This window comes from Agromyces sp. NPDC029043, assembly GCF_055564615.1.
In genome coordinates, this window is sequence record NZ_JBVHVX010000004.1 from 227,518 (window position 1) to 240,060 (window position 12,543).

Annotated in this window: 13 protein-coding genes; 5 read left to right on the plus strand and 8 right to left on the minus strand. The window is 73.9% G+C overall.

Features of this window, described 5'->3' with window-relative positions:
• The 3 genes from ACZ4TW_RS07880 to ACZ4TW_RS07890 form a co-directional block, all read right to left on the minus strand.
• Entirely contained in the window at window positions 1-360 is a 360-nt protein-coding gene (locus ACZ4TW_RS07880; RefSeq protein WP_465541870.1) for an ArsR/SmtB family transcription factor, read from the minus strand.
• A gap of 138 nt (window positions 361-498) precedes the next feature.
• Entirely contained in the window at window positions 499-2,145 is a 1,647-nt protein-coding gene (locus tag ACZ4TW_RS07885) for an amidohydrolase (protein ID WP_465541781.1), read from the minus strand.
• On the minus strand, window positions 2,142-3,386 hold the full coding sequence (locus ACZ4TW_RS07890; protein ID WP_465541783.1) for an MFS transporter: 1,245 nt from the start codon (window positions 3,384-3,386) through the stop codon (window positions 2,142-2,144). Before ACZ4TW_RS07890 ends, ACZ4TW_RS07885 begins: the two co-directional genes overlap by 4 nt.
• Before the next feature lie 182 nt (window positions 3,387-3,568).
• Between ACZ4TW_RS07890 and ACZ4TW_RS07895 the strand changes: the two genes are divergently transcribed.
• From ACZ4TW_RS07895 to ACZ4TW_RS07915, 5 genes are all read left to right on the plus strand, one after another.
• On the plus strand, window positions 3,569-4,186 hold the full coding sequence (locus ACZ4TW_RS07895; RefSeq protein ID WP_465541785.1) for a TetR/AcrR family transcriptional regulator: 618 nt from the start codon (window positions 3,569-3,571) through the stop codon (window positions 4,184-4,186).
• A 73-nt stretch (window positions 4,187-4,259) separates the two neighbouring features.
• Window positions 4,260-4,862, plus strand: a complete 603-nt coding sequence (locus ACZ4TW_RS07900) for a DUF937 domain-containing protein (protein ID WP_465541787.1) — start codon at window positions 4,260-4,262, stop codon at window positions 4,860-4,862.
• A gap of 67 nt (window positions 4,863-4,929) precedes the next feature.
• Window positions 4,930-5,376 (plus strand): FAS1-like dehydratase domain-containing protein, encoded by a 447-nt coding sequence (locus tag ACZ4TW_RS07905; protein WP_465541788.1) that lies wholly within the window; start codon window positions 4,930-4,932, stop codon window positions 5,374-5,376.
• The gene (locus tag ACZ4TW_RS07910) at window positions 5,376-5,801 is read left to right on the plus strand and encodes a MaoC family dehydratase (RefSeq protein ID WP_465541790.1); all 426 of its coding nucleotides are present in this window, start codon (window positions 5,376-5,378) and stop codon (window positions 5,799-5,801) included. The genes ACZ4TW_RS07905 and ACZ4TW_RS07910 overlap by 1 nt, the downstream gene beginning before the upstream one ends.
• A gap of 1 nt (window position 5,802) precedes the next feature.
• Window positions 5,803-7,023 carry a UDP-N-acetylmuramate dehydrogenase gene (locus ACZ4TW_RS07915; RefSeq protein ID WP_465541792.1) on the plus strand — a complete coding sequence of 407 codons (1,221 nt, stop codon included), beginning with the start codon at window positions 5,803-5,805 and terminating at the stop codon, window positions 7,021-7,023.
• 52 nt (window positions 7,024-7,075) lie between these two features.
• Here ACZ4TW_RS07915 and ACZ4TW_RS07920 read toward each other — a convergent pair whose 3' ends face one another.
• From ACZ4TW_RS07920 to ACZ4TW_RS07940, 5 genes are read right to left on the minus strand one after another with little or no spacing between them, the layout of a single operon-like run.
• On the minus strand, window positions 7,076-8,680 hold the full coding sequence (locus tag ACZ4TW_RS07920; RefSeq protein WP_465541794.1) for a phosphatase PAP2 family protein: 1,605 nt from the start codon (window positions 8,678-8,680) through the stop codon (window positions 7,076-7,078).
• 29 nt (window positions 8,681-8,709) lie between these two features.
• Window positions 8,710-9,372 carry a response regulator gene (locus ACZ4TW_RS07925; RefSeq protein WP_465541796.1) on the minus strand — a complete coding sequence of 221 codons (663 nt, stop codon included), beginning with the start codon at window positions 9,370-9,372 and terminating at the stop codon, window positions 8,710-8,712.
• Window positions 9,369-10,589 (minus strand): sensor histidine kinase, encoded by a 1,221-nt coding sequence (locus ACZ4TW_RS07930; RefSeq protein ID WP_465541798.1) that lies wholly within the window; start codon window positions 10,587-10,589, stop codon window positions 9,369-9,371. Before ACZ4TW_RS07930 ends, ACZ4TW_RS07925 begins: the two co-directional genes overlap by 4 nt.
• A 36-nt stretch (window positions 10,590-10,625) precedes the next feature.
• On the minus strand, window positions 10,626-11,525 hold the full coding sequence (locus tag ACZ4TW_RS07935) for an ABC transporter permease (RefSeq protein ID WP_465541800.1): 900 nt from the start codon (window positions 11,523-11,525) through the stop codon (window positions 10,626-10,628).
• Window positions 11,522-12,421 carry an ABC transporter ATP-binding protein gene (locus tag ACZ4TW_RS07940; RefSeq protein ID WP_465541801.1) on the minus strand — a complete coding sequence of 300 codons (900 nt, stop codon included), beginning with the start codon at window positions 12,419-12,421 and terminating at the stop codon, window positions 11,522-11,524. Before ACZ4TW_RS07940 ends, ACZ4TW_RS07935 begins: the two co-directional genes overlap by 4 nt.
• Window positions 12,422-12,543: the final 122 nt, after the last annotated feature.

Here is a 12,543-nt window from a genome sequence, read left to right on the forward strand (position 1 = left end):
TCAGTGCTCCTTCGTCGGTGAAGCGGATGTCGCGAGCCGGCGTGCGCGCGCCGACCTCGCGAGTTCGGTGCCGAGCGCGTCGAGGCGCGGTCGCCAGAACCGCTCGAACGGCGTGAACCACTCGGCGGCCTCGTGGATGGGCTCGGGGTCGAGCGCGTACAGGCGCCGGGTGCCGTCGGCCCGCACGGTCGCGAACCCCGCCTCGCGCAGCACGCGCAGGTGCTGCGACACGGCCGGCTGGCTGATGCCGAACTCGCCCTGCACCACGCGCCCGACCTCGCCCGCGGCCCGCTCGCCGTCGGCGAGCAGTTCCACGATCCGGCGCCGGACCGGATCGCCGAGGATGTCGAGCGCGTGCATGAGGTTATCTTTCACCCCCGACTTATATAAGTCAAGCGTGAATATCACGTTTCTTCCCCATCCCCGGGAATCGAGACGTGGCGGATGGCGAGTCGAGCTCGCCATCCGCGACGTCTCGGTGCAGTGGTGAGGGTGCGCTCAGGCGGCGGCCGCGTCGGCGGCGTCGGCCGCGGTGTACTCGGTGCGGCCCGCGACGACGGTCCGCACGACGTGCGCCTGGAGCAGCGCCGCCTCGCCGAGCGCGAACGGGTCGCGGTCGATCACCGCGAAGTCCGCGGCGAACCCGGGCGCGAGCCGCCCGCGCACGTGCTCCTCGCGGCACGAGTAGGCGGCGTCGCGCGTGGCGTGCCGCACCGCGTCGGCGAGCGGCACCGCGTACTCCGGATGGTTCGCCGGGAACGACCCGTCGAGCGCCGACCGACGCGTCGCCGCGACGTAGAGGTTCGGCAGCGCCTCGTGCGGCGCGGTCGGCGCGTCGGTCGAGAACGCCAGCGTGCCGCCGGCGTCGGTGACCTCGGTCCACGGGAACCCGCGGTCGGCGCGCTCGTCGCCGAGCATCGCCGCCCAGTTCGCCCAGATCGCCGGGTCGGCGTGCACGGGCTGCATCGACGCGACGACCCCGAGCCGCGCGAGCCGCGCGACATCCGCCCGTTCGACGTACTCGAGGTGCTCGATGCGGTGCCGCCGGTCGCGTTCGCCGTTCACCGCGATCGCGTGCTCGAGTGCATCGAGCGCGATCCCGCTGGCCGCGTCGCCGATCGCGTGCATCGCGACCTGCAGCCCCGCGCCATCCGCCGCCGCGACCACGGGCTTCAACGCGTCGAGCGGCCAGATCGGGTCGGCGTTCGACCCGTCGGCGTACGGATGCCGCATCGCGGCGGTGCACGCGTCGATCACGCCGTCGAGCACGAGCTTCACGCCCGCCACGCGCAGCCAGGGCGAGTCGACATCGCGCGCGAGCTCGACCGCGCGCGCCACCTGGGAGAGGTTCTCGCCCTCGTCGCCCGTGTTGCCGACGAACCAGTGCGCCACGACCCGGATCGGCAGGCGGCCGCCGCGCCGGGCGGCCGCCCGGCGGAACGCGGCGAGGCCGAGCTCGTCGAACGCCATGTCGACGACGCCCGTGACGCCGGTCGCGAGGTACGCGGCGATCGTGCGCTCGACCGCCGCGTCGCGATCGGCGTCGGACGCCTGCGCGGCGAGATGCTCCCAGACGTGCTGCTGCGCGGCCGTCTCGTACAGCATGCCGTTCGGCTCGCCGAGCGCGTCTCGCCCGATGCGCCCGCCGATCGGATCGGCAGTGTCGCGCGTGATGCCGAGCTCGGCGAGCGCCGCCGAGTTGACCCAGCACGAGTGGTAGTCGTTCGCGTCGAGGTAGACCGGTACGTCGGAGACGGCGGCGTCGAGCATCGCGGCGGTGGGCGCGCCATCCGGGACCGAGTCGAAGAGCCAGCCGCGACCGAGCACGCGCGCTGCGCCCGGGTCGGCGGCACGCGCGGCGCGCAGACGCGACTGGATCTCGTCGAGCGAGCGGGCGTCGGTGAGGCCCACCCGGCCGAGCGCCTCGCCCATCATGACGAGGTGCGTGTGGGCGTCGACGAATCCGGGCACGACGAGCCGGCCCGCGAGGTCGACGACCTCGGCGCCGGGGCCCGCCGCCGCGAGCGCGTCGGAGGTGCTGCCGACCGCGGTGATGGTGTCGCCGTCGACGGCCACCGCCTCCGCCCACTCCCGGTCGTCGGCGGCCGTGAAGACCCGGCCGTTCACGTAGGCGATGCGGGTCATGCGCGAACCCCCTCGGTGAGACCGGAGTCGGCGCGCGCGTCGTGCGTCGCGACCTCCGCCGCCTCGGCCGCCTGCACCTCGCGCGAGAACCGCGCGACGAGCACGACCGGGGTGATGAGCGCGAAGCTCGCGACGCCGAGCACCACGCCGAACCCGGCGAACCCGAACGCCTCGACGAGCGCCGCGCCGATCACGGGCGTGAGCGACGAGCCGACGAGGTAGACCGCGAGCAGGGGACCCGACCAACGGCCGTCGGCGTCGAGCGCCGCCGCAGTCGAGACGAAGTAGAGGAACGCGACGGCGTAGATGGTGTTCCACGCGATGAAGACGGCCACGAACGCCGTGGGGTCGGTGACGGTCGACTCGACGATCTTCAGGATGCCGCCCGCGCCGAGGAGGATGGCCAGCGGCAGCGCCCGCCCGAACCGGTCGCCCACGACGGTGATCAGGATGGCACCGAGGATGCCGCCAGCGGTCGCGCCGCTCAGCGCGATGCCGAGCCCCTCGGGCGTGAGCGCGGCCTGCTCGGCGCCCATGACGCCGGCCATGGCCCAGAGCGAGTCCTCGCTGACGGCCCACAGCGCGAAGCAGACGAGCAGCGCGATGCCGGCGATCGTGACGCGGCGCGATGCCGGTGAGGCGGATGGCGCCGACGCGACGTGCGGCGCGACCTCGACGATGGGCGCCGCGGGCAGCCAGGCCGTGGTGAGCAGCATCGCGGCCGAGAAGCCGGCGAGCACACCGAACATGCTCACTGGGGCGAGGCCGATGAGCGGCACGATCGCGAGGATCACGGTGATCACCGCGCGGTTCGCGAGGCCGTTCCATCCGGCGACGCGTTCGGGGTTGAGGAACGCGGCGAGCGCGGCACCCGACGACGCCGCGCCGCCGGCGCCGATGCCGCCGGCGATGAGGCCGGCGACCACGGCGGCCGGGGCGGGTACGAGGGCGGCCACGCCGAAGCCGACGGTCGCCGCGACGAGGCCGATGCGCGCGACGGCCAGCCGGCGCGGGCCGGCGCAGAGCCGGGCGACGGCGAGGCCGGTGACGGCGGTCGCGAGGAGCGCCGCGGTGACGATCCAGCTGGCCGTGAGCACGTCGGCGCCGAGCGCGGTCTGCAACGCGGCGATCATGTACGGCGAGAGGTTGACGCCGAGGTAGCCGGCGATGCCGACGCCGAAGGTGGCGACGGCTCCGGGGAACCGGAGCGGCACCCGGGAGGAGCGAGAGGTTGCGGTCACGGGAGACTCCTGACGGGGAGGTGCACGACGCTGTGCGGGGAGTGGGGTGCGGCGCGCCGGGTGCGGCATCCGCTAAATGAATGGTGTTCGTTTATTATTCACACCGAAGCCGCTCGGGGGAAGAGGGAATCTCGGATTCCTCGCGATCCGCGCCCTAGGCTGGCCCGGACGAGGAGGTGCGGATGCCCAGGCCGAAGGTGCCGCTGCTGTCGACCGACCGCATCGCGGATGCCGCGCTCGAGCTCGTCGACTCGGGCGAGTCGTTCGGCGTCAATGCCCTCGCCCGCAAGCTCGGCGTCACGCCGTCGTCGCTGTACAACCACGTGCGCGGTCGCGACGAGATCGTCGAGCTGATCCGCGGCCGGCTCGCCGAGCGCTACCTGCCCGAGCCGCCGAACGGCACGTGGGATCACGTCGTCACGGAGACCCTGCGCGGCCAGCGCCGCCTCTACGCCGAGCACCCCAATGCGGTGCCGCTCATCGTCGGCAAGACGATCACCGACCCGCTCGTGATCGCGAGCTACGACAACCTCGCCACCGCGCTGCTCGGCGCGGGCTTCCCCGACGACGAGGTGCTCGTCGTCGTCGCCATCCTCGACTCCTTCGCGCTCGGGTTCGGCCTCGACCTCGCCTCGCCCGACGAGATCTGGCGTCCGCAGGGGCCGACCGTCACGCTCGGCCGCCTGCTCGCGAACGCCGAGCGCGGCGACGCCCGCTCCGACCGCGCGTTCGAGGAGGGCCTCGAGCTGCTGCTCGACGCGCTGCGCCTCCGGCTCGCGCGCCTGCGCGAGGACGACTGACCCTCGACCGTCGCTGCGCCCGCCCGGTAGCGTGAGCGTGGGCGTCCGACGGCGGGCGCGAAGGGGGAGCCGAATGGCCGCGTACGACGACATCATCGCCAACATCCCGATCTCCGACCTGGCCGCGAGGCTCGGCGTCGACGAGGCCACCGCGCGGTCGGCCGTCGACGAGGCCCTGCCGGCGCTGCTCGGCGGCATGGGCGCCAACGCGCAGGATGCCGCGGGAGCGGCCTCGCTCGAACGCGCGGTGCAGCACCACTCGCCGCGGCTCTACGAGGGCGGCGTCAACCTCGACGAGGTCGACGAGGATGACGGCGACAAGATCGTCCACAACGTCTTCGGCGACCACACCGACCAGGTCGTGCAGAAGCTCGGCTCGACCGGGAGCGGCGGGCAGGGGCTCATCCAGAAGCTGCTGCCCATCCTCGCGCCCATCGTGCTGAGCTTCCTCGCGAGCCAGTTCGCCAAGCGAGGCAAGGGCGCGGAGTCGGCACAGGATGACGCCCCGGCCGGCGGCGGCATCGGTGACATCCTCGGCGGACTGCTCGGCGGCGGGGCGACCGGCGGCGGGAGCGCGGCGGGCGGCGCGGCGGGCGGCGGCGGTGCGGCGGGCGGCGGCATGCTCGGCGGTCTCGGCGACCTGCTGGGCGGCCTGCTCGGGGGCGGCAAGCGCTGAGCCCGGCCTGTGCGGGCGAGCGGATGCGACATCCGCTCGCCGCAGTGCGCCTGCGTAGACTGTCACGGTGCCAGTGAACCCCGAGCTGCAGGGGCGCGAGTTCCCGCCCACCGCGCCGTACCTCGTCGGCCGCGAGAAGGTGCGCGAGTTCGCGCGCGCCGTGTTCGCGACCAACCCGATCAACTTCGACGTCGAGGCCGCGCGCGCCGCCGGACACGCCGACGTCGTCGCGCCGCCCACGTTCGCCGTGGTCGTGCAGGAGCACACGCTCGCGCAGCTGCTCGCCGAGCCCGACGCGGGCATCGACTTCTCGCGCGTCGTGCACGGCGACCAGCGCTTCACCTCGTCGCGCCCCATCGTCGCGGGCGACGAGCTGACGGCGACGCTGACGGTCACGAGCGTGAAGTCGATCGGCGGCCACTCCACCGTGACGGCCGAATCGGTGATGACGGATGCCGCGGGGGAGCACGTCGTCACGGCGACCTCCGTGCTCGTGGTTCGAGGAGACGACTGATGCCCGCACCCGGCTTCGAGACCCTGTCGGTCGGCGATGTCGTCGCCGAGCGCGACGTGCACCTCACTCGCGACTCGCTCGTGCGGTACGCGGGGGCCTCCGGCGACTTCAACGCGATCCACTACCGCGACGACGTCGCCAGCGGCGTGGGCCTGCCAGGCGTCATCGCGCACGGCATGCTCACCATGGGGCTCGCCGTGCAGCCGGTCGTGGACTGGGCGGGCGACCCGGCCCGCGTCCGCGACTATCAGGTGCGCTTCACGCGTCCGGTCGTCGTCGACCCCGAGGCGGGCGCCGACGTGTCGGTCTCGGCGAAGGTCGGCGAGCTCGACGCCGAGGCGCGCATCGCGCGCGTCGACCTCACCGTGACCTTCGACGGTCGCACGGTGCTCGGCAAGGCGCAGGTGCGCGTGGTGCTCGCCTGACATGAGCGGCACCGATTCGTCCGCGCTTCGCGAGGAACGCGACATCCGCTTCGCCGACCTCACCACGCTGCGCGTCGGCGGGCCCATCGGGCGCCTCGTCACCGCGACCACGCCCACCGAGCTCGTCGACGTGGTGCGCGACGCCGAGGCGTCGGGCGAGCCGTGGATGGTGCTCGGCGGCGGGTCGAACCTGCTCGTCGGCGACGGGGGCTTCCCGGGCACCGTGATCCGGATCGCCACGCGCGGCATCGACGTGCTCCCCGGCGACGAGGAGGGCACGGTCCACCTGCGCGTGCAGGCCGGCGAGAACTGGGACGAGCTCGTGGCCTACGCCGTCGAGCACGGGTACGCGGGCCTCGAGGCGCTGTCGGGCATCCCGGGCTCGGTCGGCGCGTCGCCCGTCCAGAACATCGGCGCCTACGGGCAGGAGCTCTCGAGCGCGCTCGTCGGCATCGAGTTCCTGGGGGAGGGCGAGGACCAGCCGCGGGTGGTGTCGGCCGACGAGCTGGAGCTCGGCTACCGCACCTCGGCGTTGAAGCAGGGCCTGCGTGGCGTGGTCGTCTCGGTCGAGCTCGCGCTGCACGACACGACCGCCGAGCGCGAGGTGCTCGGCGAGGCGCTGGGCACGCCCGTCGCCTACGCGCAGCTCGCGAGCGCCCTCGGGGTGCAGCTCGGCGATCGCGTTCCCCTCACGCGCGTGCGCGAGGCCGTGCTCGCGCTGCGGTCGGGCAAGGGCATGGTGCTCGATCCCGACGACGCCGACTCGGTGAGCGCGGGCTCGTTCTTCACCAACCCGATCGTGCCCGAGCGCGTGGCCCGCACGCTGCCCGGCGACGCGCCCCGCTGGTACGTCGAGCCCGAGGAGCCCGACGAGGTCACCCCGCTCGCCGAGCTCACCGCCGAGTCGCCGCTCGACGCGTTCCTCGCGCACCAGGCCGAGCTCGAGCGGGTCGAGGAGCAGGCGACGGACGGCGCGGCGACGCCGCCGCTCGTGAAGCTCTCGGCCGCGTGGCTCATCGAGCAGTCGGGCGTGCACCGCGGCTTCGCCCTGCCCGGCTCGCGCGCCGCGATCTCCACGAAGCACACACTCGCGCTCACCAACCGCGGCGGCGCGTCGGCGGAAGAGGTCGCGCAGCTCGCCCGCTTCGTGCAGGGCCGCGTGCAGGCCGAGTTCGGCATCGTGCTGCACCCCGAGCCGATGCTGATCGGCGTCGAGCTCTAGACGGCCTCGATCCCGCACCTCGCCCGCGCTCCCCGCGCGGGAGGGAAGGGGATCAGCGCGGGGCGGCCGCGGTCCGCACCGCGGGCCGGTAGACGTCGAGCGCGCCCGGCACGACGCGGATCGTGGTGCGGTAGCCCGGGGCCGACAGGTGGGCGGATGCCGCGGCCGGCTCGTCGAGCGCGACCTCGCCGTCGTGCGCGAACCCCGGTGGCTGCCCGTGGCGCGGCCGCACGTCGACGGTGAGCTCGGTCGCGGTGAACGACTCCACCCGCTCGGGGATCAGCCGGAGTGCGCGCAGCACCGCGGAGGTGCGGCGCCCGAAGGCCAGCGACGCGATGGCACCCGTGCGCGACCCGACGTGCAGGGCGCGCACGTCGAGGAGCCCGTCGTCGAGGGTGTGGCGTCGCAGCGGGGCGGGCACGTCGCGGTCGTTCCGGCCGACCCCGACGAACAGCGTCCACACCTCGGCGCGGCGCCCGTCGACGACGACGGTCACCGGCTCGGAACGGCGCAGCACGCGTGCGGCCGCGATGATCGCCGACACCCACTTGTTGCGCAGCCGCCGCTGCAGCACCTCGCGTTCGGCGACGAAGTCGGGGTAGACGCCGACCGACGCGACGTTCGTGACGGTGATCGGCTCGTGCGCGCCGAAGGTGAGCTCGCCGACATCCACCCGCACGCCCTCGCCGCGCTGCACGGCATCGATGGCGGCGTCGACGGATGCCAGGCCCGCCGTCCGCGCGAAGTGGTTGAAGGTGCCCGCCGGCACGACGAGCAACGGCACGCCCGCCCGGCGCGCGTCGTCGGCGACGCACGCGACCGACCCGTCACCGCCGCAGACGCCCACGATGCGCGGGGGCGTCGGACGCCCGAGCGCCGCCCGGACGGCCTCGCCGGGGTCGTCGCCTGGATCGAGCACGCGCAGCTCCGCCTTCGGAAGCCGCTCGGCGAGCACGTCGATCGGGTCGGCGCGCACCACGCTGGTGCCGGCAGACCGGTTCACGACGATGAACACGCCCTCGCCGTCGGGGGCGGCCGGCAGCTCGCGATCCATTCCCGGCGGCACCGGAGGCGGGGGCGGACCGGGTCGCGGTCGCACGATCGCCGCGCCGGCCGCCGCGACGCCGACGCCGATCGCGAGCCCGCCGACCACGTCGGAGAGCCAGTGCACGCCGGTGTGCAGTCGCGAGTACGCGACGCCGAGCGCGACCGGCGCGAGCGCCGCCCCGACCCCCGGGGCCTCGAGTGCGACGCCCGCCGTGAACGCGGCGGCGCTCGCCGAGTGCCCCGACGGGAAGGTGCGGCTGGACGGCTGCACGGCCAGCCGTCGCCCGATGGGCACGTCTTCGAGGGCCGGGCGGTCGCCGCCGAACACGCGCTTCGCGATGAGGTTGGTGAGTGCGCTCGCGGCGATGAGCGACAGGATGCCGCGGACCGCCGCCCGTCGACGGCCGACGACGGCGAGCACACCCGCCGTCGTGAACCAGAGCACGCCCTTGTCGGCGAAGCCGGTGAGCCGCGACCAGAACCGGTCGACATGCGGATGCGAGTGCCAGCCGTTGATGCGGCGCGTCGCAGCGGCATCCGCTCGCCTTACCCAGTCTGGGAGCAGGCGCGCGCGGCGGGCCGCGACCCGCACCCCCGTCACCAGCCCCACCCGCCCAGCGTACGGGGTGCCTCCCGCGATCAGAGCAGGCCGAGCTCCATCGCGCGCGTGACCGCACGCGTGCGATCGTTCACCTCGAGCTTCTCGAACACGTGGATGAGGTGCGTCTTCACGGTCGCCTCGCCGATGTGGAGGGTGCGCGCGATCTCGGGGTTCGAGCGGCCGTCGGCGACGAGCCGCAGCACCTCGAGCTCGCGCGGCGACAGCGACGGCGGTGCCGGCGCGGCGGCCGAGGTCGCGGCGGCGCGCACGCGCGACACGAGTTTGGCCGCGATCGACGGGGCGAGCACGGTCTCGCCGGCCGCGACCGAGCGGATGCCCGCCAGGATCTCCTCCTGCGGCGCGGCCTTCAGCAGGTAGCCGCTCGCGCCGGCCTCGATCGCCGCGAGGATGTGGTCGTCGGTCTCGTAGGTCGTGAGCACGAGAACGCGCGTGCCGCCGGTGCCGGCTGCGGCGACGATCTGCTCGGTCGCGGCCGCGCCGTCGAGCACGGGCATGCGCAGGTCCATGAGCACGAGGTCGGGGCGCAGCTCGGCGGCCAGCGCCACGGCCTCGGCGCCGTCGACCGCCTCGCCGACGACCTCGATGCCGGGCTCGGACTCGAGCAGCCCGACGATGCCGGCGCGCACGATCGGATGGTCGTCGGCGACGACGACGCGGATGGGATCGCTGCGATCGCTCATGACTCGGCCGCTTCGGTCGTCTCCGTGCCGGCCGCATTGGCCGGAGCCTCCGCCTCGGCCGCGGCATCCGGTCGGGGCACGACCACGCGCAGCACGGTGCCACCGCCGTCGCCCGCGCCGAACTCGACCCGGCCACCGACGAGCGCGACGCGGTCCCGCATGCCCGCCAGCCCGAAGCCGCCCTCGCCGGGCACGGCCGCGCCCGGTCCGACGCCGTCGTCGCGCACCTCGAGCACGACCGCCGCGTCGACGCCGGTCACGGTGATCGACGCGCGGCTCGCCCGCGCGTGCTTGCGCACGTTCGCGAGGGCCTCCTGCACGCAGCGCAGCAGCACGACCTCGAGTTCGCGGTCGAGCCCGGTAGCGTCCGTCTCGACCGACACCCGCACTCCGGTCTCGCGTTCGAACCCGGCCGCGAGTCGCCGCAACGCCTCGCCGAGTCCGGCCGACGGATCGACGGGTGCGAGCGAGGCGACGAGTCCGCGCGCCTCGGTGAGGGCCTCGCGGGCCATCTGCTCCATGAGCTCGACATCGCCCCGAGCGGATGCCGCGGCCTCGCCCTCGACGGTGGCGAGCCGGCGTTCGGTGCGCTGGGCCACCATCACGAGCCCCGTCAGGCTCTGCGCGATCGTGTCGTGGATCTCGCGGGCGAGCCGGCCGCGCTCCTCGGCCACGCCGGCATCCCGGTGCATGGCGGCGAGCTGGCCCTGCGCGGCCTGCAGCTCCTCGAGCAGGCGCGCGCGTTCCTCGCCGAACTGGGCGATCCGCGTGATCCAGAGCCCGAGCGCGATGCTGAAGCCCACGGACAGTGCGGCCACGGCGGCGCCGGCGGCGAGGCCGGCGGGCCAGGACCGCACGGCATAGCCGATGACGATCGCGACCGCGATGAGGAGGTTCGCGACGATCGCGCTCCGGGTCGACGGCGAGGTCGACCAGACGAACGGGTACAGGAACGCCTGCAGGATCGCGAACGACGGCTCGATCGTCGTGCCGATCGCGAGGAGCACCGCGTACGCGAGTGAGACCGCGAGGTGCGTGCGGGTCGTCGCGACCGGCACGCACCTGCGGCCCCAGATGAGGTGGATGAGGAGGAAGGCCCCCGTGACCGCCCACACGCCCGCGTCGTCGGCGCCGAACGGCGGCTCGATCAGGCTGACCGCGACGATGACGATCGCGACCCCCACCGCCGCGGCATCCCACCACCTCACGTTCTGCATGGACTCAGGCTCCCACAGGGCCCGGACCCGCGGCGTTCACGCGTCGCGCCGGATCCACCGGAACGTGAGCCGGCTGACCACGAGTCCGACGACCAGCCACGCGAGCAGCGCGATCGCGACCCAGCCGAGGTCCCAGGCCTCGTTCTGCTCGAGCACCGCGAAGTCCTCTGGCAGGAACGCGGCGCGCATGCCCTGCGCCATCCACTTCAGCGGGAAGATGCTCGCGATGTTCTGCATCCACTCGGGCAGCTGGTTGAACTGCAGGTACACGCCGGAGATGAACTGCAGCACCAGCATGATCGGCACGACCACGGCGCTCGCCGACTTGCCCGAGCGCGGCACCGACGACAGGGCGATGCCGAGCAGCGCTGACGTGGTGATGCCGAGCACGAACACCCATGCGAACGTGATCCACGCCTCGGGCTCGGTCGGCAGCTCGATGCCGAACAGCGTGCCGGCGGCGAGCAGCAGCAGCGCCGCCTGGGCGGTGCCGGTCACGAAGACCTGCCCGATCTTGCCGAGGAAGTACGACACCGGCGAGAGCGGCGTGCCGCCGAGGCGCTTGAGCGTGCCATCCGACTTCTCGCCCGCGATGTCGATCGCGAGGTTCTGCACGCCCGAGAGCAGGATGCCGGCGGCGAGCAGGCCGGGCAGGTAGTACGCGCCGACCGAGATCGACTCGGCGCCCGGACCCGGCTGGATCTCGCCCGACGCGCTGAACGCGGCCGTGAAGATGCCGAGCATGATCAGCGGGAACAGGAACGTGAAGAACACGGTGTCGGGGGAGCGGAAGTACCCGCGTACCTCGTGCCCGATGCGGGCGACGCCGACGGCGAGCCGGCCCGGGCGGGTTGCGGCGGTGCTCCCGGTGCGGTCGCCGGTCGAGCGGATGTCGCGCCGCGGGCTCGCCGCGGCGGTGGTCGTCGTGGTGCTCATGCGAGCGCCTCCTCCTCATCGGGGGCGACGACTCCGGCCGCGCCCACCAGTCCCAGGTAGATGTCCTCCAGGCTCGGGCGGATGACCTCGAGCCCCTCCGGCTCGCGGCCGAGTTCGCGTGCGAGAGTGCCGACGAGCTCGGCCGGCCGCTCGGTCCGCGCCTCGCGCGGGGTGCCGTCGAGGTCGCGCCAGCGCACGATCGGGATGCGTGCCTCGGCGCCGCCGAGCTCGTCGATCGAGGCGACGTCGACGAGCCGCCCGCCGACGATCACGCCGGCCCGGTCGCCGAGCTGCGCGGCCTCGTCGAGGTAGTGGGTCGTGAGCAGGATGGTGGTGCCCTCCTGCTTGAGCGCCCGGATCAGGTTCCAGAACTCGCGGCGGGCCTCGGGGTCGAAGCCCGTCGTCGGCTCGTCGAGGAACAGCAGTTCGGGCCGGCCGATGATGCCGAGGGCGACATCCACTCGCCGCCGCTGCCCGCCCGAGAGCTTCGAGATGCGCGTGCGCGCCTTGGCCTCGAGACCGACGGCGGCGATCACCTCGTCGACGTCGCGCGGGTTCGGATAGAACCGCGCGAAGTGCGCGAGCTGCTCGCGCACGGTGTACTGCCCCGGCTCGGTCGCCGACTGCAGCACGATGCCGAGTCGCGACTTCCAGTCGAGGCCGCCGTGCGCCGGGTCCTCGCCGAGCACGCTCACCTCGCCGGAGGTCCGCAGCCGGTACCCCTCGAGGATCTCGATCGTGGTCGACTTGCCCGCCCCGTTCGGGCCGAGCAGCGCGAACGTCTCGCCGCGCCGGATGTCGAGGTCGATGCCGTCGACCGCGGCCGTGCCGCCGTAGTCCTTGCGGAGCCCGTGCACCCGCACGGCGGGCGCCTCCGCCTCATTCATGTGGTCCATGCTTCGAGCCTGCCTGCGCGCGCCGTCCCGCGGCAGCCGTGATCCGGTCGATTTCCGCCTCCACCGATCGGTGGACCCCGCTTCGGTCCAGCCCGGCGGATATACGATCCGGCGCGCGGCCG

What these genes read in the sequence shown, in the direction of transcription:
- ACZ4TW_RS07915 (WP_465541792.1), top strand. Translation starts at nt 5,803, where the DNA reads ATGAGCGGCACCGATTCGTCCGCGCTTCGCGAGGAACGCGACATCCGC.
- ACZ4TW_RS07930 (WP_465541798.1), bottom strand. Translation starts at nt 10,589, where the DNA reads ATGCAGAACGTGAGGTGGTGGGATGCCGCGGCGGTGGGGGTCGCGATC.
- ACZ4TW_RS07895 (WP_465541785.1), top strand. Translation starts at nt 3,569, where the DNA reads ATGCCCAGGCCGAAGGTGCCGCTGCTGTCGACCGACCGCATCGCGGAT.
- ACZ4TW_RS07880 (WP_465541870.1), bottom strand. Translation starts at nt 360, where the DNA reads ATGCACGCGCTCGACATCCTCGGCGATCCGGTCCGGCGCCGGATCGTG.
- ACZ4TW_RS07925 (WP_465541796.1), bottom strand. Translation starts at nt 9,372, where the DNA reads ATGAGCGATCGCAGCGATCCCATCCGCGTCGTCGTCGCCGACGACCAT.
- ACZ4TW_RS07940 (WP_465541801.1), bottom strand. Translation starts at nt 12,421, where the DNA reads ATGGACCACATGAATGAGGCGGAGGCGCCCGCCGTGCGGGTGCACGGG.
- ACZ4TW_RS07900 (WP_465541787.1), top strand. Translation starts at nt 4,260, where the DNA reads ATGGCCGCGTACGACGACATCATCGCCAACATCCCGATCTCCGACCTG.
- ACZ4TW_RS07885 (WP_465541781.1), bottom strand. Translation starts at nt 2,145, where the DNA reads ATGACCCGCATCGCCTACGTGAACGGCCGGGTCTTCACGGCCGCCGAC.
- ACZ4TW_RS07910 (WP_465541790.1), top strand. Translation starts at nt 5,376, where the DNA reads ATGCCCGCACCCGGCTTCGAGACCCTGTCGGTCGGCGATGTCGTCGCC.
- ACZ4TW_RS07935 (WP_465541800.1), bottom strand. Translation starts at nt 11,525, where the DNA reads ATGAGCACCACGACGACCACCGCCGCGGCGAGCCCGCGGCGCGACATC.